Here is a 20,564-nt window from a genome sequence, read left to right as displayed (position 1 = left end):
GGCTCAGGGCGCTCAGCTCTCACCCGGTGGCCGGGACGGAGAGCGTCGCGATGATGGCGGCGTGGTCCGTTCCGGACACCCGGTGCACGGTGTACGCCGAGCCGCGCACGGACGTGCTGGTGACCAGATGGTCGATGGTAATGCCGGGAAGCAGCACCTCATCCATCGGCCAGGTGGGGACCAGCCGGGCACCCTGGGCTGTCCCCACGTCCACGCCCGCCCCGCCCCGGCCCGCCAGCAGCCGGCGGAACTCGGCGTGGTCGTAACTGGCGTTGAAGTCCCCGGCCAGCACCACGTTCCCCGGCCGGGATGTCAGCTTCCCGAGGGCTGCCAGGTCACTGCGCCACTTCGGCAGACCCACGCCCACGGGCGCGCGGGTGTGGACGTTCGTCAGTTCGACGACCGCCCGCTGTTCCGCGGACCCGGCGGTGACCCGGATCATGGGCATCGGAAAATGCGAGTCCGGGACCGTCCCCTCAGCCGTCAGGTCATGGACGGAGTAGACCGCGTTTCCGGCGGCGCCGCCCGCGGGGGCACTGATCCTGTTTGGGAGGGCGTTTGACAGGCCGGCAACCGCCAGCCGGTCCTCCAGGGCCTGGGTATATTCCTGGAGCATCAGCGCCGTGATGCCGTTCTCACGGACCAGCCGGACAATCTCCGCAGCATCCGCTGTGCCGAGCTTGGCGTTCAGACTCATCACCCGGATGTCCACCACGCCGCCGCCGGTGTGCGCCGCGGCCTCCGGGCCGGGCGAGGCCCGCGCAAAGTCCAGCGGAACCAGCCAAAAAATCTGCACGGCCACAAGTCCTGCCGCGGCACCGGCCATCCACCGCCGCCGGCCCAGCACCGCAAACACCAGCGAGGCGCCGGCAGGCACCACCAGCCACGGGGTGAAGGACACCAACTGCACTGCCGTGGTGGGCCATTCCCGCGGTACTGCGCGGAAGACGGAAACCACCACCACCGGCGCTGCCGCCAGCCCCGCCATCCACCGCCAGCCGGCATGTGCGCGGCCGGCAGGCCGTCGGGGGGAGGCGCCGTGGCCCCGGGTCCGGAACATCATGGGACCCAGTGTAGGCATTGCGTGCCCGTGACACTTGTTAGACTTCTTCTAACAGCTTTGACCCGGCCATCACCGGTGAGCTTCCGGAAGAACGCCCCGGCGCCGCAGCCGTTATGCGAAACAGCGCGCCAGGGCCGGTAGAACCGGACGGGTAAGCCCGTCACAGCAGTAATGAGCGGCCGACGCCGGTGCTCCCTCCTTGCGCGGGGGTCCGGTGGCGGTAAGTGAGGTGGTACCGCGGTGCAGGTGTTCTCCTAAAGAGAACGCAGGGGCCGTCCTCGCATCCTGAATGAATCCATTTGTTCACCAGCTCAACCCAGGATGTCGAGATGACTTATTACCCGAAGGCCTCCGCCGCTCCGTCCGGCGCAGGCGCCACCAGCTCTGCTTCCACCGCCGCAGGCGTATCCGCCTCCGTGAAGTTCCCGGAGATCGAAGAGCGCATCCTCAAGTACTGGGATGAGGACGGTACGTTCCAGGCCAGCATCGACCAGCGCGATGCTGGTGAAGACGGCAGCAACGAGTTCGTGTTCTATGACGGCCCGCCATTTGCCAACGGGCTGCCGCATTACGGCCACCTGCTGACCGGCTACGCCAAGGACTTGGTGGGCCGCTACCAGACCCAGCGCGGCCGCCGCGTCGAGCGCCGCTTCGGCTGGGACACCCACGGGCTGCCCGCCGAACTCGAAGCCATGAAGCAGCTGGGCATGACGGACAAGACCCAGATCGAAGCCATGGGCATCGACAAGTTCAACGACGCCTGCCGTGCCTCGGTGATGAAGTACGCCGACGAGTGGCAGAGCTACGTCACCCGCCAGGCGCGCTGGGTGGACTTCGAGAACGATTACAAGACGCTCAACGTCGAGTACATGGAGTCCGTGCTCTGGGCCTTCAAGCAGTTGCACGAGAAGGGCCTGACCTACAACGGCTACCGGGTGCTGCCGTACTGCTGGAAGGACGAGACGCCGCTGTCCAACCATGAACTGCGCATGGATGATGACGTCTACAAGAACCGGCAGGACCAGACCGTCACGGTCACCTTCCCCATCACGGCGGGGGAGTCCGCACTCTCCCAACAGCTCGCCGGCGTCCAGGCCCTGGCCTGGACCACCACGCCCTGGACCCTGCCCACCAACCTGGCGCTCGCCGTCGGGCCCGCCATCACCTACGCGGTGCTGCCCGCCGGCCCGCATGGGGTCAAGGCCGCGGCGGCTGAAGCGCCCGTCACCGGCCGGTTCCTGCTCGCCGCGGACCTCCTGGGCGCCTACGCCAAGGACCTCGGCTACGGTGACGGCGCCGAGGGCGTTGCGGCTGCGGAGGCAGCTGTCACCTCCCGGCACACCGGCGTCGAGCTCGAAGGGCTGACCTACGAGCCGCTCTGGGATTACTTCTCCGACACCGAGAAGTACGGCACCGAGAACGGCTGGCGTTTCCTGGTGGCTGACTACGTCACCACCACGGACGGCACCGGGATCGTCCACCAGGCGCCCGCTTACGGTGAGGATGACCAGAAGGTTTGTGAAGAAGCCGGGATCCCGGTCGTCCTCTCAGTGGACGAGGGTGCGAAGTTCCTGCCGCTCTTCGGCCACGGCGACCTTGCCGGGATCGCCGGGCTCCAGGTCTTCGAAGCCAACAAGCCCATCACCCAGGTGCTCCGCGCCCAGGGACGGCTGGTCCGCCAGGCGAGCTACGAGCACAGCTACCCGCACTGCTGGCGCTGCCGGAATCCGCTGATCTACCGGGCAGTGTCCTCCTGGTACGTGGAAGTCACCAAGTTCAAGGACCGCATGTCCGAGCTGAACCAGGAAATCAACTGGATCCCCGGCAACGTCAAGGACGGCCAGTTCGGCAAGTGGCTCGCCAACGCCCGCGACTGGTCCATCAGCCGGAACCGCTACTGGGGCAGCCCCATCCCGGTCTGGCAGTCCAATGACCCGGACTACCCGCGCACGGATGTCTACGGCTCGCTCGCCGAGATCGAGGCCGACTTCGGCCGGTTGCCGCTGAACAACGACGGCCAGGTGGACCTGCACCGGCCGTTCATCGACGAGCTCACCCGCCCCAACCCGGACGACCCGCGTACCCCGGAGGAGGGGCAGTCCGTCATGCGCCGGGTCGAAGACGTCCTGGATGTCTGGTTCGACTCCGGCTCCATGCCGTACGGCCAGGTCCACTACCCGTTCCAGAACGAGGAATGGTTCGACACCCACAATCCGGCGGACTTCATCGTCGAATACATCGGCCAGACCCGCGGCTGGTTCTATATGCTGCACATCCTCTCCACCGCCCTGTTCGACCGGCCTGCCTTCCGCAACGTCATCAGCCACGGCATCGTGCTGGGCTCGGACGGGCAGAAAATGTCCAAGAGCCTCCAGAACTACCCGGACGTTTCCGAGGTCCTGGACCGGGACGGATCCGACGCCATGCGCTGGTTCCTGATGTCCAGCCCCATCCTGCGCGGCGGCAACCTTGTGGTCACCGAACAGGGCATCCGCGACGGCGTCCGCCAGGTCATCCTGCCGCTGTGGAACGTGTACAGCTTCTTCACGCTGTACACAAACGCCTCGAACGCTGTGGATGGAAAAGCGTCGGGCTACGACGCGAAGCTTCGCTACGACGGCTACGCCGACACCCTGGATAAGTACCTGATGGCCAACACCGGGGACCTGGTCCGGGCCATGACTGAGCGGCTGGACGGCTACGACATCTCCGGTGCCTGCGACGCGCTGCGCGGCTACCTGGACATGCTCACCAACTGGTACGTGCGCCGCAGCCGCCAGCGCTTCTTCGATGAGAACATCGACGCCTTCGACGCGCTCTATACCGCCCTGGAGACAGTGTGCCGGGTCTCGGCGTCGCTGCTGCCGCTGGTCTCCGAGGAGATCTGGCGCGGCCTCACCGGCGGGCGCTCCGTGCACCTGGCCGACTGGCCGGACGCCGACCTGTTCCCGGCCGACGCCGGGCTCGTCGAGGCCATGGACCGGGTCCAGCAGATCTGCTCCACCGGCTCCTCGCTGCGCAAGGCCGCCAACCTCCGGGTCCGGCTGCCGCTGCAGGAACTGACGGTGGTGGCACCCGGCGCGGACGCGCTGGAAGGCTTCGCCGCCGTCGTCGCCGACGAACTGAACCTGCGCTCGGTCCGCCTGCTCGACGCCGAGAGCGCCTCCCCGGAGGAGTTCGGCATTGAGCAGAAGCTCGTGGTCAACGCCCGGGCCGCCGGGCCGCGGCTGGGCAAAAACGTCCAGCAGGCCATCAAGGGCGCCAAATCCGGGAACTGGTCTGTGCAAACAATCGACGGCGTCGACGGGGTTGTTGTTTCCGGCGGCCTGGAACTCGAACCGCAGGAATATTCCCTGGAAACCGTGGTGGCCGCGGCGGCCGAGGGGGAAGGCTCCCGGGCAGCCGCAGTCCTGCCCGGCGGCGGCTTCGTGGTGCTCAACACCGAAGTCACCCCCGAACTGGAAGCGGAAGGAACGGCCCGCGACCTGGTCCGCGCCATCCAGCAGGCCCGCAAGGACGCCGGGCTGAACGTCAGCGACCGGATCCGCACCACCGTCACCGCGGCGCCGGGCACCGTCCGGGCGCTCCTGGCCCACGCAGACCTGGTCAAGACCGAAACCCTGACCGTGGAGCTGGACACCGTTCCCGGTGAGGTCAACGAACCACAGGTAGTCGTCGCAAAAGTAACCGTTGAAGCAGGGGCATAATCCATGACCGATGAATTTTCCGTTGAAAGCGTCTACGCCGAACTGCTGGGGCGGGCGCCGGAAAACAAGATGGAGCCACGGCTGGCCCCGCTGCACCGGGCCATGGACATTCTGGGCGAGCCGAACAAGGCGTTCCCGATCATCCATATCACCGGCACGAACGGTAAGACCTCGACCGCCCGCATGATCGAGGCCGGGCTGCGCGCGCACGGGCTGAGCACCGGGCGCTACACCAGCCCGCACCTGTCCAGGGTCACCGAGCGGATCAGCATCGACGGAGCCCCGGTGCCGGATGAGACTTTCGTCCGGATCTGGGACGAGATCCGCCCGTACCTGGCCATCGTGGACGGCGAACTCGAAGCCGAGGGCCAGCCGAGGCTGACGTACTTCGAGTGCCTCACCATCCTGGGCTTCGCGGTCTTCGCCGACCAGCCCGTCAACGTCGCCGTCATCGAGGTGGGCCTGGGCGGCATCACCGACGCGACCAACGTCGGCGACGGCCAGGTCTTCGTGGTTACTCCCATCTCGCTGGACCACACGGAGCTGCTGGGCGACACCACGGAGGACATCGCGTACGAAAAGGCCGGCATCATCAAACCCGGCGGCTTCCTGGTCAGCGCCGCGCAGCCCCGGGACGCCGCGCAGGTGCTGTTAGAGAAGGCCAAGGAAACGAACGTTCCGTTCCGCTTCGAAGGCGTCGAATTCGGCGTCGAGGCCCGCACCGTCGCCGTCGGCGGCCAGATGGTCACCATCCAGGGCATCGCGGGACGCTATGAGGATCTCCTGGTGCCGCTGCACGGCGCACACCAGGCCGAGAACGCCGCCGTCGCCATCGCCGCGCTGGAGGCCTTCTTCGGCGCGGAAAAGCCGCTCGACGCCGGGCTCGTGCAGGAGGCGTTCGCCTCCGTGACCTCGCCCGGCCGGCTCGAGGTGGTGCGCACCGCGCCGACCATCATTGTGGATGCCGCGCACAACCCCGAGGGCATCCGCGTCTCCGCCGAGGCCATCCACGAAGCGTTCAGCTTCACGAAACTGGTGGTGGTGGTCGGCGTCCTGCGGGAAAAGGACGCCGAGGAAATCCTCCGCCAGCTCAAGGAATCCCTCGGCGACCTGGCCGCCGAGTACTGCTTCACGCAGTCCAACTCGCCCCGCGCGGTGCCCGCCGAGGACCTTGCGGAACTCGCCCTCGACCTCGGGTTCGGCGAGGACAACATCCACGTGGCCGAGAAACTCGACGACGCCCTCGAATGGGCCGTGGAACGCGCCGAAGCCAATGATGACCTTTCCGGCGGCGTCCTCGTCACCGGTTCCATCACGCTCGTCGCGGAAGCCCGGATCCTGCTCGGAAAGGCGGACGCCTAGACCATGGCGAAACTCACCAAGGCCCAGCGCGATTGGCGTCCCGGGATGCCCAAGAAACGCCGTTCCACCAAAGCCATGTTCGCCTCGACGGTGCTGCTGCTGGAGGCCTTCGTGGTGCTCTTCGGCACCCTCACGGTGTTCGGGCTCCGGCGCGACGAGTTCGCGCCGGTCCTTATTTTCTCCGTCGGGATCGTGCTGGCGCTGGTCTTCGTCTTCACCTGCGCGGTCCTCGCCAAACCGTGGGGCGTGGGCCTGGGCTGGGTCCTGCAAGTTGTGCTGATCCTGACCGGCATCCTGGAACCGGCGATGTTCCTGGTGGGGGCGCTCTTCGCGGTGGCCTGGTGGTACGGGATCCGCACCGGTATCCGGATAGACCGCGAAGCCGCCCAGCGCGAACGCGACCAGGCAGCCTGGGACGAATCCCACCCCAACGAGCCGACGAACTAAACGCTGCGACCAACTAAACTAAGCCCGGACCCCACCCCAACACATTGGAGCAACTGTGAGCATTGAGCGCACCCTCGTCCTGATCAAGCCCGACGGCGTCAGCCGGAACCTCACGGGCAGCATCATCGCCCGCATCGAGGCCAAGGGCTACACCCTGGCCGAACTCAAGAAGGTACACGCGAGCCGTGAACTCCTCGAACAGCACTACGAAGAGCACGTGGGCAAGCCGTTTTACGAGCCGCTCGTCGAATTCATGCTCAGCGGCGCCGTCGTCGCCGCGATCTTCGAGGGCCACCGCGTCATCGAGGGCTTCCGCTCGCTCGCCGGCACCACCGACCCCACGACGGCGGCCCCCGGCACCATCCGCGGCGACTTCGGCCGCGACTGGGGCCTGAAGGTGCAGCAGAACCTGGTCCACGGCTCGGACTCGGAGGAATCCGCCGAGCGCGAGATCAAGATCTGGTTCTAGGAGTCTTTCGAACCCCCGCACCCGTCGAGGTGACAGCTAAGGCCAATGTTCATCGCGAACATTGGCCTTAGCTGTCATCTCAGCGCGGTGATCCGGCCGGACCGCCGGAGGCGGATCAACCGGCTGTTGTTGCCTTAATATCCTGAGGTTCCGATAAAGACCTGGATGAAGGCGAAGAAAATGGACGCCACCACAGCGACGTAAAGCAGCGCGACGGCGATCCACCCGGAGTCGCCCACGATCCGGGCAGGACCGGCCGGCAATGGCAGGACGCCGTGGGACACGTTGCGGACGGTAACCCAGACAAAGATCGGAATCATCGCAGCCCAGACAACCATGCAGAACGGGCAGAGGATGTGGATGGAGTACAGCGCCTGCGACCAGAGCCAGACCACGAATGCGAACCCGAGGGTTACTCCGGCCTGCAGGCCCAGCCAGTACCAGCGCGCAAACGTTGCCCCGGCGAGCATGCCCATCGCTGTGGTGATGACGACCGCGAACGCCACGATGCCCATGAACATGTTGGGGAAGCCGAACACCGAACCTTGCCAGGTCTGCATGACCTGCCCGCAGGAGATCCACGGGTTCACATCGCAGACCGTTACGTGGCTGGGGTCCTTAAGCACCGCGAGCTTCTCCAGCACCAGGGCCCCGGAGGCAAGCCAGCCGACGACGCCGGTGATCAGCAGAAGCCACGCGAACGGCCGGACCCGGGTCATCGGGGGCAGCGGCCGGTCGGCAACGGAGGTGCTGGGACCGTGCTGCCGCGCGGCTGCCTCGCCGGTGGCACTGGAGATGCTGGGCATGGATTGACTGTCCTTCGGTCGGGTACAACTGGTTTTGATTGTATCGCCGGCGGCTGGGTGGACCCCGGGCGCCGTGGAGCTCTCCTAAGGCATTCGGTCCAGACCCACGTCCGGATGCCTGGCTTACGCCTGCTTTGACGGCTCTTGTGAGACAATGATCGTGGCTGGAACCCGATCCACATCCGGGTCCCGGTCCGGCGATTTTGTTTCCAAGACCGCCAATGATGAGCAGGACGCGTCGGATCCTCTGGTCCAGGCTGTCCCGCAATTCCATTGGACGGCACCTGGTTGTGATGAGTAGATCAACGGGTTTTCGAACATTTCCGCCGGCTCTCCAGGGCTGCCGCACCCCACTGCCGGTGCGAACCTGAGGGTATCCAATTGACTTCTGTCAATGCCCGCGGGTGTTGACAAATAATTGCCCTCACGGGTGCCGGATGTGGCGGCACGTCAGGGGCAGGAGTGTCGCCACATATGGATCATGACCAGGTTGTAACAGGCAATGAAGAACCGCGCGTCGCCGGGAACGCCGCAGAAGCAGGAGAGGCGCCGGCCGCGGTCACGCCGCCGAAGCGGCCCCTCCGGACCCGCCGCAAGGCCCTTCCCAAGAGCGGACCCACAGCAGAAACGGCAACCGACGCGGCGGACACAGCAGTCCCGGCCGCCGCTGCCGACGCTCCCGCCGCGGAGGCTCCCGCCCCCGAAGCCAAAGCGAAAGCTCCCGCCCGGCGTTCACGCACCCGCAAGGTCACCGAACCGGCCGAAACCCTGCCGGTTTTCGTTGACGAGGCATCCGCAGGGCCCGCAGCCGCCGACGTGGAAACGACCGTCGCCGAAACGGCAGACGCGCCGGTGGAGAAGCCGGTCCGGCGCAGGGCCAGCCGCGCCAAGTCGGCCGCCCCTGCCGCGGCAACGCCTGCTGCCCAGACTCCGGCTGCCGGGAACCACGCCGCCGAAACGCCCGCCGCGGAAAGCCCAGCCGCGGAGACAATTCCAGCGGCCCCCGCAGCGCCTGCAGAGAGCGTCGCGGCAGGTGCCGCCGACGTGCCCTCCGCCGCCTCACTCTTCCTGGAGCCAGGCATGCTCTCGTCCATGATCTTCCAGGCGCCGGACCTGACCGCTGCCGTCCGCCCTGCCCCGGTTGCCGCCACGGCAGAAGCTGACGAAGAAGAAACTGAGGAGGAGGGTGAAGGCGACGACGCCGGAAGCCGCCGCCGGCGCCGCAGCCGGGGACGCCGTGGACGCAGCAGCCGCGGATCTGACACCAGCGAGCCGGACGCCGACAACGAGTCCGAGGACGCGGACGACGAAGCGGACGAAAACACCGGCGAGCAGCTTGAGGACGGCGTCACGTCCCGCCGCCGCCGGCGCCGCCGCCGTGGTGAGCAGGACCTGGAGCTGACGGGCGGGGAAGACGACGATCCGCCCAACACAGTGACCCGGGTCCGCGCACCCCGCGCTGCCACCGAGGCTCCCGTCAACAACCGCGTCACGTCCCTGAAGGGATCCACCCGGCTCGAAGCAAAGAAGCAGCGCCGCCGCGAATCCCGCGACACCGGCCGCCGCCGTACCGTCATCACCGAGGCCGAGTTCCTGGCCCGCCGGGAATCCGTGGACCGCCAGATGATCGTCCGCCAGCGCGACGACAGAATCCAGATCGGCGTCCTCGAAGACGGTGTGCTGGCCGAACACTTCGTCTCGAAGACCCAGCAGGACTCCCTGATCGGCAACGTCTACCTGGGCAAAGTCCAGAACGTGCTGCCGTCCATGGAAGCCGCTTTCGTTGACATCGGACGCGGACGCAACGCCGTCCTCTACGCCGGCGAAGTCAACTGGGAGTCCGTTAACCTTGAAGGCAAGCAGCGCAGGATTGAGAACGCGCTGAAGTCCGGCGACCCCGTCCTGGTCCAGGTCACCAAGGACCCGGTCGGCCACAAGGGCGCCCGCCTCACGAGCCAGATTTCACTGCCCGGACGCTACCTCGTGTACGTCCCCGGCGGTTCCATGACCGGCATCTCCCGTAAGCTGCCCGACGTCGAACGCAACCGCCTCAAGCGGATCCTCAAAGACCGCCTGCCCGAGGATGCGGGCGTCATTGTCCGCACCGCTGCGGAGGGCGCGTCCGAGGAAGAGCTCACCCACGACATCAACCGCCTCCGGGCCCAGTGGGAGGGCATCGAGAGCCAGTCGACGTCGACCAAGCTTTTGGCACCCGAGCTGCTCTACGGCGAACCGGATCTGACCATCAAGGTTGTCCGTGACGTCTTCAACGAGGACTTCTCCAAGCTGATCGTCTCCGGCGAGGAAGCGTGGGACACCATCGAGGCCTACGTCACCTACGTGGCCCCGGACCTGGTGGGCCGGCTGGAGAAGTGGACCAAGGACACGGACATCTTCGCCGCCTGGCGCATCGACGAGCAGATCCACAAGGCCCTGGACCGCAAGGTCTTCCTGCCCTCCGGCGGCTCCCTGGTCATCGACCGTACGGAAGCCATGACCGTGGTGGACGTCAACACCGGCAAGTTCACCGGCAGCGGCGGCAACCTGGAGGAAACCGTCACCAAGAACAACCTCGAAGCGGCCGAAGAAGTCATCCGCCAGCTCCGGCTGCGCGATATCGGTGGCATCATCGTGATCGACTTCATCGACATGGTGCTCGAATCCAACCGCGACCTCGTGCTGCGCCGCATGGTGGAGTGCCTGGGCCGGGACCGGACCAAGCACCAGGTGGCGGAAGTAACGTCGCTGGGCCTCGTGCAGATGACCCGCAAACGGATGGGCACCGGACTGCTGGAAGTCTTCGGCGAGGAGTGCGAAGCGTGCGCCGGCCGCGGCATCGTCACCCACGACGAGCCTGTGGAACACCGCCGCGCCAACGTGGTGGCCGCCGAGCACCACGTGCCCCGCACTGAGCAGCAGCCGGCCGCCCGCACCGAACGTAAGAGCCGCCGCCGCGGCCGGGGCGGCCAGGGCTCAGACGAGCAGACCGCCCCGGCAGCGGTGCACACCGAACCGACCGACGCCGAGCGCCACGCCAAGGCCGAGGCAACCCGCGCCGCGCTGGCAAACATCGCAGCCGCTGCCCACGCCGCCCACCTGCATGACGGGGAGTCAGCCGCCGCTGCAGAGGCCGGAGCCCGCCAGGCCGCCGTCGACGCCGCCGTGGAGCTAGCGGCAGCCGAGGAAGCGGCCGGTCGTCCCGGTGCCGTGCTGACCTTCGGCGGCGACCAGGTCGCCCTGCCGTTCGTGGAGCACGCCGACCAGGCCGCATCGCCGGCACTGACCCTGGACCTGCTGACCGAGGCCTTCGCCCACCTCGGCGCGGCCGACGCGGCCTCGCCGGCTCAGAAGCCGGCAGACCAGAAGCCGGCAGACCAGGAGCAGGCAGGCCAGTTGCCGTCCGGCCAGGAGCCCGCCGTGCAGGAGCGGGCAACTACGGCTCCGGCAGCCGCAGCCCGGACCGGGGCTGACGCCGGAACGTCCCGGCCGCGCCGCGGCCGCCGCAACCGCAGTGCCAGCCGCGCCCAGGGTGCCGCCAATGAGACGTCGGTGGAACAACGCCGGGAGACTCCGCAGGCGGCAGCCGTTGCGGTGCACGAGGCCAAAGCCCCGGCCGCGCCGGTAGCCAAACGTGCCTCGAGCGAACCGATCATTCTCGGCGTCGGTGTTCCGGCGTCCGAGCTCTGACCCGGCAGCACGCCAGCACGGCCGCGGGTGCGGTCCGGACCGGGAGCAGTTGTCCCGAACTCCGGACCGCGCCCGCGGCCTCGTTAAGCAGCTATCAGTCCGGGGGCGGAGGGCCCGGGAGCTCTCCCTGAGGTTCCCGACGCGCCGCGGCTGCGCGCCTGAGCTGCTGCGTGACGGGGAGCCTGTACGATGGTTAGGCACGGTTCCGGAAGTCGTTGCAGCATCGCCCCGTCCATACAGGGTGCCGCTTATCACGTACCCCACTTCGGAACCAGCCTCATTTGCGGCCGAAGGCGAAATTAGCGTAGTCTAGATCTTCGGTGCTTACGCCAACACTTGGGTTATGACCTTGAGGACGCTCCACTTGATTTCGAGTGCGAATGTCCACGGGATAGCTCATGGGTTCCCCCGGGGAACCCACCGGCGTAGAGGCACAGCGTGAGCCGGACCATCACCTTTGGACCCAGGTTCCGCACGCAAATCTAGTAATAAACGTCGAGAGAAGTGAGTTCCCCAGTGGTGTACGCGATTGTCCGCGCAGGCGGCCGCCAAGAGAAGGTTTCCGTTGGAGACTTCGTTACCCTGAACCGCGTCCCCGGTGGAGCCGGCAGCACCTTTGAGTTGCCCGCACTGCTCCTGGTGGACGGTGACAAGGTCACGTCTGCAGCTTCGGACCTGGCCAAGGTAACGGTTACGGCTGAGATCCTTGAGGACCTTCGCGGTCCCAAGATCGTCATCCAGAAGTTCAAGAACAAGACCGGCTACAAGAAGCGCCAGGGTCACCGTCAGGAATTGACCAAGGTCAAGATCACCGGTATCAAGTAACGTACCGTTACTGTTCAGGTTTTCAGCAGATTCCCCAGAATTTTAAGGCAGGCATTTCCAAATGGCACATAAAAAAGGCGCGAGTTCCACTCGCAACGGTCGTGACTCAAACGCCCAGTACCTCGGCGTCAAGCGCTTCGGCGGCCAGGTAGTTTCCGCAGGCGAGATCATCGTCCGCCAGCGTGGCACCCACTTCCACCCGGGCGCCGGCGTTGGCCGTGGCGGCGACGACACCCTGTTCGCACTGACCCCCGGCGCTGTCGAATTCGGCACCCGCCGTGGTCGCCGCGTTGTGAACATTGTGGCTGCTGCAGCTGCAGAGTAACAACCAGTCTTAAATCGGTGGGGCGGGCCATTAGGTCCGCTCCACCGGTGTTTTAACCGCACTATCATCATCCTGGGTGTCTCTGGACGCCCTCGGGAACAGCACTGAGGAGATCCACGTGGCGAGCTTTGTAGACCGGGTAGTACTGCACGTATCCGGCGGTACCGGCGGCCACGGCTGTGTCTCCGTTCACCGTGAGAAGTTCAAGCCCCTCGGCGGTCCCGACGGCGGCAACGGCGGCAACGGCGGTGACGTCATCCTCCGCGTCGACCCCCAGACCACCACCCTGCTGGACTACCACCACGCACCCCACCGCCACGCCACCAACGGCGGGCCCGGAATGGGCGACTGGCGCGCCGGCAAACACGGCGAAACCCTGATCCTCCCGGTGCCCGTTGGCACCGTGGTGAAGTCCAAGTCCGGCGAAGTCCTCGCAGACCTCGTGAGCGAGGGGGCCGAATACATTGCGGCCGCCGGCGGCATCGGCGGCCTTGGCAACGCCTCGCTCTCCTCACAGAAGCGCCGCGCCCCCGGGTTCGCGCTGCTCGGCATCGAAGGTGAGTCCAGCGACGTTGTCCTGGAACTGAAGTCCATCGCCGACATCGCCCTGGTCGGCTTCCCCTCCGCCGGCAAATCCAGCCTGATCGCCGCCATGTCGGCCGCCAGGCCCAAGATCGCCGACTACCCCTTCACTACCCTGATTCCCAACCTCGGCGTGGTCCAGGCCGGCGACGTCCGGTTCACCATCGCCGACGTCCCGGGCCTGATCGAGGGCGCTAGCGAAGGCAAAGGCCTCGGCCACCACTTCCTGCGCCACGTTGAGCGTTGCGCCGCCCTGGTGCACGTCCTTGACTGCGGCACGCTCGAATCCGACCGCGATCCGCTGTCGGACCTCGCTGTCATCGAGGCCGAGCTGGAGAAATATGCCGTCGACATGAGCTACAGCGGAGTTGACGGCGAAGTCGTTCCGCTCAACCACCGCCCCCGCCTGATCGCGCTGAACAAGGTGGACCTGCCCGACGGAAAAGACATGGCGGAATTTGTCCGGCCGGAGCTGGAGTCCCGCGGCTACAAGGTCTTCGAGATCTCGGCCACCAGCCACGAAGGACTCCGCCAGCTCGGCTTTGCGATGGGCGAAATCGTGCAGGCCGCCCGCGACGCCCTCGCCGCCGCACCGCCGAAGGTGCACGCCCCGGTACTCAAGCCGCGTGCAGTGAACGAGTCCGGCTTCAAGATCCGCCGCGAGGAGAAGAACCTGGAGCCGCTGTTCCGCGTCCTCGGCGACAAGCCCGTGCGCTGGGTCAAGCAGACCGACTTCACCAATGAGGAAGCCATCGGCTACCTCGCCGACCGCCTGGCAAAGCTCGGCGTCGAAAATGAACTGTTCAAGCAGGGCGCCGTGCCCGGCGACATGGTCGTCATCGGCGAGGACGACGGCGTCGTCTTCGACTGGGAGCCGACCATGATGGCTGGCGCCGAGCTGCTGGCTGCACCCCGCGGCACCGACGTGCGCTTCGCCGACATCGGCGACCGGCCCACCCGTGGACAAAAGCGTGATGAGCAGGTTGAACGCCGCGAAGCCAAGGCAGCGGCCCGCGCCGAGCTCGAAGCCGAACGTAAAGCCGGCATCTGGACTGAATCCGTCAGCAGCCGCAGGGTCGCCAAGCCGCTCAAGGAGAGTGGACTGGGCGAAGCAGATGACGAGTAAAGCCGTCACTGCACGTCCTGCCGCGGCGCCGGGGGCCGACAGGTCCGTGCTGTCCGGCGCCCGGCGGATTGTGGTCAAGGTGGGGTCCTCGTCCCTGACATCCATCAAGGGCGGCATTTCTGAGGAGGCGCTGACCGACCTGGCGGACGCCCTTGCCCGGAAGCGCAACGCCGGCACCGAGATTATTCTGGTGTCCTCCGGAGCGATCGCCGCCGGGCTCGCCCCCCTCGGGCTGGCCAAGCGGCCGCGCGACCTCGCCACCCAGCAGGCCGCGGCAAGCGTGGGCCAGGGCCTGCTGATGGCGCGCTATACGCACGCCTTCGGCGCCCACGGCGTCACCGTCAGCCAGGTGCTCCTCACCGCCGATGACTTCATGCGCCGCCGGCAGCACACGAACGCTTTGCGCGCCCTGGACCGGCTGTTGAACCTCGGCGTCGTGCCTGTGGTCAACGAAAATGACACGGTCGCCACCCACGAAATCCGCTTCGGCGACAATGACCGGCTCGCGGCCCTCGTAGCCCACCTGGTCCGCGCCGACGCGCTCGTCCTGCTCTCCGACGTCGACTCGCTCTACGATGGCCCGCCGGCACACGGCGCCAAGCGGATCGCCCACATCGCCGGCCCGCAGGACCTCGAAGGCGTAACTATCGGACGCACCGGCAAGGCAGGCACCGGCACCGGGGGAATGGTCACGAAGGTCGAAGCCGCCACCATTGCTGCGGACTCGGGCATTCCCGCCCTGGTCACCTCCACCGGTAACGCCGCCGCAGCGCTGGCGGGCCAGGATGTGGGGACCTGGTTCTCCGTTAACGGTTCCCGCAAGCCCGTGCGGCTGCTGTGGCTGGCGCACCTTGCCTCCGTGGAGGGGACGTTGGTCCTCGACGACGGCGCGGTCAAGGCCGTCCGCGACCGGCACACCTCACTTCTGCCCGCCGGTATCTCCGCCGTCCGCGGCCACTTTGAGGCCGGCGACGCCGTGGAAATGGTCTCGCCCGACGGCACCGTCATTGCCCGGGGCCTGGTCAACTACGCGGCCGAAGAGCTGCCGCAGATGCTCGGGCGCTCCACGCAGGAGCTCGGCAAAGAGCTCGGCCGCGGATATGACCGGGTTGTGGTTCATGTTGACGATCTGGTGCTGGTCTAAGCCTGCCGCCCGCCTAAACTGGAAGCATGACTGAGGCCCTGACCCCCCGCTCTGCCCTGCTCGCCGAAAAATTGTTTGCCGACGGCGTGCTCCCCGCGGACGGGCCGGCGGAAAGCAGCGGCGGAACCACCCCGGACACGCTGCCGGAAGACAGCGGGGCCGGCGGCGTCGAGGCGGCCGTCCACGCCATCGCCGACCGCTCCCGGCACGCCGCACGCCGGATGGCCCGCGCCAACCGGGCCTGGAAAGACCGCGGTCTTCGGGCCATCGCCGCCGCGCTGCTGGAGCGTGCGGCCCACATCCTCGCCGCCAACGCCAGGGACGTCGCGGCCGGAAAAGCAAACGGTACTTCTGCGGCCATGCTGGACCGGCTCACCCTGACCGACAGCCGGATTAAGGCTCTCGCCGTCGCTCTGGAGAACCTCGCCAACCTGCCCGATCCGGTCGGCAACGTGGTGCGGGGCCAGACCCTGCCCAACGGTTTGCGGCTTCGCCAGGTTAACGTGCCCATGGGGGTTGTCGCTGCCATCTATGAGGCCCGTCCCAACGTCACCGTGGACATCGCCGGGCTGGGCCTGAAGAGTGGCAACGCGGTCATCCTCCGCGGCGGCACCGCGGCAGCCGCCACCAACGAGGCCCTCATCACGGTGCTCCGCGACGCGCTGGAGTCGGTGGGGCTGCCCGCCGACGCCGTGCAAAGCGTCGACCAGTTCGGCCGGGAAGGCGCGAATGCCCTGATGCGTGCCCGCGGACGGGTCGATGTGCTGATTCCCCGCGGCGGCCGTGACCTCATCCAGTCCGTCGTGGCCAACGCCAAGGTGCCCGTCATCGAGACCGGTGAGGGCAACGTGCACATCTTCCTGGACGCCTCCGCGAACGAGGACATGGCGGTGGACATCCTGCTCAACGCCAAGACCCAGCGGCCCAGCGTCTGCAACACCGTAGAGACCCTGCTGGTCCACTCCGCCTCGACTGTCCTGCCCGCCGTCGCCGCCGCCCTGCGTGCTGCCGGCGTCACGCTGCATGCCGACGAACGGATCCGCGCGGCCCTGCCGGCCTCCATCGAGTCCGTCCCCGCCACGGACGAGGACTGGGCCACTGAGTACATGGATTTGGATCTCGCCGTGGCCATGGTGGACAGCCTTGACGACGCCGTCCAGCACATCCGCACCTGGTCCACCGGCCATACGGAAGCTATCCTGACCAATGACCTCGGCAACGCTGAACGGTTTATCGCCGAGGTCGATTCCGCGGCCGTGATTGTCAACGCGTCCACTCGTTTCACGGACGGCGGCGAGCTGGGTCTGGGCGCCGAGGTCGGCATTTCCACCCAAAAGCTGCACGCCCGCGGCCCCATGGGCCTGACGGAGTTGACCACCACCAAGTGGATCGTCCAGGGCGAAGGCCAGATCAGGGCCTGACAACGCTGTAACATGGAAGCGAAGTCCAGCATGGCGGGGACATCCGCCGTCGTCAATTCTTAAGCTCACTAGGGGAGAACATGCTGTCGCAGCAGATCGCCACAATCATCGCCGCCGCGGGCGAATCAGGCCACGAGGAACTTGCGCCGCTGATCGCGCCGCCGCTCGTCGTGGGCGCGGTGATGTTCGTGATCCTCATGGTCCTGCTGTTCGTCACGTTGTCCTACGGCAACCTGGGCCGGCGCCATACAGCGGTCGAGGAGCATGCAGACCCGCACCGCCAGCACCCGAACAAGCACGATCAAAGCCAAGGCCACTAATATTCCCGCCATCGTGAAGCAGGCCGGCGCCGAGCGCCGTCTGCGGCTGGGTGTCATGGGCGGCACGTTCGATCCCATTCATCACGGCCACCTTGTCGCGGCGAGCGAAGTCGCAGCCAAGTTTGATCTGGACGAAGTGGTCTTTGTGCCGACGGGCCAGCCCTGGCAGAAAATGAGTAAAAAGGTCAGCGTGGCCGAGCACCGGTACCTCATGACCGTCATCGCCACCGCCTCGAACCCGCGCTTCACCGTGAGCCGGGTCGACGTGGACAGGCCCGGGCCCACGTACACGATCGACACACTCCGGGACCTGCATACGCTGCGCCCCGACGCGGACCTGTTCTTCATCACCGGCGCGGACGCCTTGGCGCAAATCCTGTCGTGGAAGGACATCGACGAACTGTGGTCGCTCGCGCATTTCGTTGGTGTCACCCGCCCCGGCCACGTCCTGGACGGCATGGGCCGCAAGGACGTCAGCCTGCTCGAAGTTCCCGCGATGGCGATCTCCTCGACGGACTGCCGCAGCAGGGTGGCGGAAGGCAACCCGGTTTGGTACCTCGTCCCGGACGGTGTGGTGCAGTACATCGCCAAATACGGGCTGTACGGTGACGATCCGGACACCGGACACACCTCCAGCGGCCACGCCGTGCGCTACGACCGCAGCACCGAGTTAGCCCAACCCGCCAGCACCGAATGAGTCGTCAATGAGCCAGGACCAGCCACCCATCCTCAGCCGTCGCGAACTGCGACAGGCCGGAGCTGGACGCCCGAAAGTGAACCGGAAGCCCGGTACACCCGGCACGGCAGCGGTTTCCCCTGCCTCCAATACCCCTGCCTCCGATGCACCTTACGGCAGCAGTCCTGACCCGGCGCGGGCAACGGACCTTGCGGTTCCGGGCGAGCCCACGGAGGCAGAAATCACCGGCCGCCGCAGGATTCCGGGGCCCGTGGACGCAGTCCGCAGCATCACACCTTCCGAGCGGGCCGCGCAGGTCCGCGCCCGGGACCGCGATACGTTGCGTACCATCCAGGAACTGGCCGGGAACGAGGGCAGTCTCGCCGGGGCGACGCTCACCCGCCGCCAGATGCGGTTGCTGCATCTGGCGGCCGAAGCTGACCCGGCAACACCCGGCGCAGCGGGTGCCGCAGGCATGACTGTGGAGCAAGCCCTCGCAGCACGCGAACTCCTGGCCCGGCAGGCCCGGAACCAGCTGGCCAAGATGAAGCACATCACCGCCACCAACGCCGACCCCGACCCCGCCGAGCCTGCCGACTCCGACGCCGACCCCGCCGGTCCGCAGGCGGAACCGACCGGAAAGTCCGGACCGGGCAGCAGGCTCGAGCCTGAGCGCAATGACCCCGCCGCGGCCTTCAACCTGGCCATGGTGACACCCCTGGAATTTGTCCGGGTCCCCGGGATCGAGCGTCCGGTCATGAAGCGCCCCGCGACGTCACACATCCCGGTCATATCCATTCCGGCCACCACAGTTCCGGAGTCCCGGGCTGAGCCGTCGCGTACGTCCGACTCTCTGCGGACGAGTTCCTCCCACGAGGCTGAACCCAGCCAGGCAGGTGCGGCTCCCGCCACCAGCGCGGGGCCTGCTGACCTGTCCGGGACAGACGACAGCGCCAGGGCACCGGTCGCCGCCAACGCCGCCCAGGGACTTGATCCCCTCGACGCGGTCACCGCCGGCCTTGGCAGGGCCCGCAGGCTGCGCATCGCACAGTTCGTGGTCCTGGGCCTCGGCATGATCGCCCTGATTATCGGCCTCATCATCGTCATGACAGGGTTTTCCGGCTAGAACACCGTCAGCGGCTCCGGCCCGACAGGCCGGCCATCCAGCGCTTGCCCAACGCCAGCTTTTGCCTCACCTGCTTTGATCCAATTTTTCTTTATCCCAACAAGGAGTCCCGTGACTGCAACAGATTCATCCATCACCACAGCCCGCCACGCCGCACGAGCCGCTGCCGAAAAGCTCGCTGAAGACGTTGTCGCCATGGACGTCAGCGAACGGCTGGCCCTGGCCGATATTTTCCTGATTGCGTCGGCGCCGTCCGAGCGGCAGGTCAATGCCATCGTCGACGGCATCGAGGACGAACTCTCCAAATTCGAGCTCAAGCCAATCCGCCGCGAGGGGCGTTCCGGCGGCCGCTGGGTCCTGCTGGACTATGGCGACATCGTCATTCACGTCCAGCACGAGGAAGACCGTGTGTTTTACGCCCTGGAGCGACTGTGGAAGGACTGCCCCGTCGTGGACCTGCAGCTTGGCGATGACGCTTCGGCGAAGGCCACTGCGGCCACCGAGGCCGAGTAGGCACCAGGACCAGCGGAATATGCCCGATTTGGAATTCACTGAAAGGCTGTTCTAAGATATTTGAGTTGCTTCGGAGAAATCCGGACTGGAAACCGGGACCGCGAATGTAAGTTCACGGCTCCGCAGCAACGAAAATTCGGGGCTGTGGCGCAGCTGGTAGCGCACCTGCATGGCATGCAGGGGGTCAGGGGTTCGAGTCCCCTCAGCTCCACCGAATAATCCGCCGGAATCGAAAGGTTCCGGCGGATTTTTTTCTTTGTGCGGGCCGTCTCCGTGCGCCGATTCGCGCGAACCGGCTTTGTGGTTTAAGATAATCAGGTTGCTTCAAGGAAAACGTTCCATCACCGGAGGGTTTTCCCGGCATCTTCGGGGCTGTGGCGCAGCTGGTAGCGCACCTGCATGGCATGCAGGGGGTCAGGGGTTCGAGTCCCCTCAGCTCCACCGAAGAGGTCCTGCTCACAGAGCAGGACCTCGCGTTATTTAACGCGAAATGTTCTACGAAAAAAGGGTCACCCTGCAGAACGCCGGGTTTCCCGCCAGGCCCGCCACGCGCCGGTGGACCACAGCGCCCAGAACACCAGCAGCGGTTGGAATGCCAGGCGGATCCCGCGGCTAAGGTCCGAGTTGAGGCCGAAGGAATCGGTGCCCGTGGCGAACTGGGAGATGTTTCCGGGAAACACGGCCACGAAGAAGGCCGCGACAATCCAGCCAAGGGCAACCCGCCGCTTCCGCAGCACCAGCAGGGCCAAGCCCAGACCGATCTCCGCCAGCCCGGAGGCCACCACCACAAAGTCCACGTCCAGGGGCAGCCAGGGCGGCACCTGGGCGCGGAACGCCTCACGGGCCAAGGTCAGGTGGCTGACTCCGGCGACCACCAGGAACATTCCCAGCAGCAGCCGGCCGGCAGTCCGCCCGCCGGACCGCAGCGGGGAATCCGCGGTGGGGGAGGAGTGCGGGGCGGTGGT

The 20,564-nt window shown here is 66.7% G+C and carries 17 protein-coding genes and 2 tRNA genes; 16 read left to right on the top strand and 3 right to left on the bottom strand.

Going from position 1 to position 20,564, the window contains the following annotated elements; genetic code table 11:
• Positions 1–19: 19 nt before the first annotated feature.
• Complete coding sequence (locus tag VUN84_10715; GenBank protein XAS62802.1) at positions 20–1,063, bottom strand: endonuclease/exonuclease/phosphatase family protein; 1,044 nt, start codon at positions 1,061–1,063, stop codon at positions 20–22.
• 329 nt (positions 1,064–1,392) lie between these two features.
• Here VUN84_10715 and ileS point away from each other — a divergent pair, with 329 nt between their 5' ends.
• Genes ileS through ndk form a run of 4 tightly spaced genes read left to right on the top strand, consistent with a single transcriptional unit; the run spans position 1,393 to position 7,048 of the window.
• Positions 1,393–4,770 (top strand): isoleucine--tRNA ligase, encoded by a 3,378-nt coding sequence (gene ileS / locus VUN84_10710; GenBank protein XAS62801.1) that lies wholly within the window; start codon positions 1,393–1,395, stop codon positions 4,768–4,770.
• A gap of 3 nt (positions 4,771–4,773) precedes the next feature.
• Positions 4,774–6,132, top strand: a complete 1,359-nt coding sequence (locus VUN84_10705) for a folylpolyglutamate synthase/dihydrofolate synthase family protein (protein XAS62800.1) — start codon at positions 4,774–4,776, stop codon at positions 6,130–6,132.
• 3 nt (positions 6,133–6,135) lie between these two features.
• Positions 6,136–6,579, top strand: a complete 444-nt coding sequence (locus VUN84_10700) for a DUF4233 domain-containing protein (protein XAS62799.1) — start codon at positions 6,136–6,138, stop codon at positions 6,577–6,579.
• A 55-nt stretch (positions 6,580–6,634) separates the two neighbouring features.
• On the top strand, positions 6,635–7,048 hold the full coding sequence (ndk, locus tag VUN84_10695; protein XAS62798.1) for a nucleoside-diphosphate kinase: 414 nt from the start codon (positions 6,635–6,637) through the stop codon (positions 7,046–7,048).
• Between the two features lie 134 nt (positions 7,049–7,182).
• Here ndk and VUN84_10690 read toward each other — a convergent pair whose 3' ends face one another.
• A complete protein-coding gene (locus VUN84_10690) occupies positions 7,183–7,854 on the bottom strand; it encodes a vitamin K epoxide reductase family protein (protein XAS62797.1) in 672 nt (223 codons plus the stop codon).
• 474 nt (positions 7,855–8,328) lie between these two features.
• Between VUN84_10690 and VUN84_10685 the strand changes: the two genes are divergently transcribed.
• From VUN84_10685 to VUN84_10630, 12 genes are all read left to right on the top strand, one after another.
• Positions 8,329–11,541 carry an Rne/Rng family ribonuclease gene (locus VUN84_10685; GenBank protein ID XAS62796.1) on the top strand — a complete coding sequence of 1,071 codons (3,213 nt, stop codon included), beginning with the start codon at positions 8,329–8,331 and terminating at the stop codon, positions 11,539–11,541.
• A gap of 516 nt (positions 11,542–12,057) precedes the next feature.
• On the top strand, positions 12,058–12,366 hold the full coding sequence (rplU, locus tag VUN84_10680; protein ID XAS62795.1) for a 50S ribosomal protein L21: 309 nt from the start codon (positions 12,058–12,060) through the stop codon (positions 12,364–12,366).
• 61 nt (positions 12,367–12,427) lie between these two features.
• On the top strand, positions 12,428–12,691 hold the full coding sequence (rpmA, locus tag VUN84_10675) for a 50S ribosomal protein L27 (GenBank protein ID XAS62794.1): 264 nt from the start codon (positions 12,428–12,430) through the stop codon (positions 12,689–12,691).
• 118 nt (positions 12,692–12,809) lie between these two features.
• Positions 12,810–14,399 carry a GTPase ObgE gene (gene obgE / locus VUN84_10670; protein ID XAS62793.1) on the top strand — a complete coding sequence of 530 codons (1,590 nt, stop codon included), beginning with the start codon at positions 12,810–12,812 and terminating at the stop codon, positions 14,397–14,399.
• Positions 14,389–15,543 carry a glutamate 5-kinase gene (proB, locus tag VUN84_10665; GenBank protein ID XAS62792.1) on the top strand — a complete coding sequence of 385 codons (1,155 nt, stop codon included), beginning with the start codon at positions 14,389–14,391 and terminating at the stop codon, positions 15,541–15,543. Before obgE ends, proB begins: the two co-directional genes overlap by 11 nt.
• A gap of 26 nt (positions 15,544–15,569) precedes the next feature.
• Entirely contained in the window at positions 15,570–16,964 is a 1,395-nt protein-coding gene (locus tag VUN84_10660) for a glutamate-5-semialdehyde dehydrogenase (GenBank protein XAS62791.1), read from the top strand.
• A gap of 80 nt (positions 16,965–17,044) precedes the next feature.
• Positions 17,045–17,284: a hypothetical protein gene (locus VUN84_10655; protein XAS62790.1), complete on the top strand. Its 240-nt coding sequence runs from the start codon at positions 17,045–17,047 to the stop codon at positions 17,282–17,284.
• Positions 17,229–17,981: a nicotinate-nucleotide adenylyltransferase gene (nadD, locus tag VUN84_10650; protein ID XAS62789.1), complete on the top strand. Its 753-nt coding sequence runs from the start codon at positions 17,229–17,231 to the stop codon at positions 17,979–17,981. Before VUN84_10655 ends, nadD begins: the two co-directional genes overlap by 56 nt.
• Before the next feature lie 250 nt (positions 17,982–18,231).
• Positions 18,232–19,086: a hypothetical protein gene (locus VUN84_10645; protein ID XAS62788.1), complete on the top strand. Its 855-nt coding sequence runs from the start codon at positions 18,232–18,234 to the stop codon at positions 19,084–19,086.
• A gap of 111 nt (positions 19,087–19,197) precedes the next feature.
• A complete protein-coding gene (gene rsfS, locus VUN84_10640; GenBank protein ID XAS62787.1) occupies positions 19,198–19,599 on the top strand; it encodes a ribosome silencing factor in 402 nt (133 codons plus the stop codon).
• 138 nt (positions 19,600–19,737) lie between these two features.
• Positions 19,738–19,810: transfer RNA gene (locus tag VUN84_10635), tRNA-Ala, on the top strand.
• Between the two features lie 157 nt (positions 19,811–19,967).
• Positions 19,968–20,040 (top strand) — tRNA-Ala (locus VUN84_10630).
• A gap of 68 nt (positions 20,041–20,108) precedes the next feature.
• Here VUN84_10630 and VUN84_10625 read toward each other — a convergent pair.
• Complete coding sequence (locus VUN84_10625; protein ID XAS65828.1) at positions 20,109–20,483, bottom strand: hypothetical protein; 375 nt, start codon at positions 20,481–20,483, stop codon at positions 20,109–20,111.
• Positions 20,484–20,564: the final 81 nt, after the last annotated feature.

The organism is Micrococcaceae bacterium Sec5.8 (assembly GCA_039636775.1).
Classification (GTDB): Bacteria; Actinomycetota; Actinomycetes; order Actinomycetales; family Micrococcaceae; genus Arthrobacter.
The sequence above is the reverse complement of the archived record's forward strand: the minus strand, read 5'-3'. Positions and strand labels throughout refer to the sequence as shown.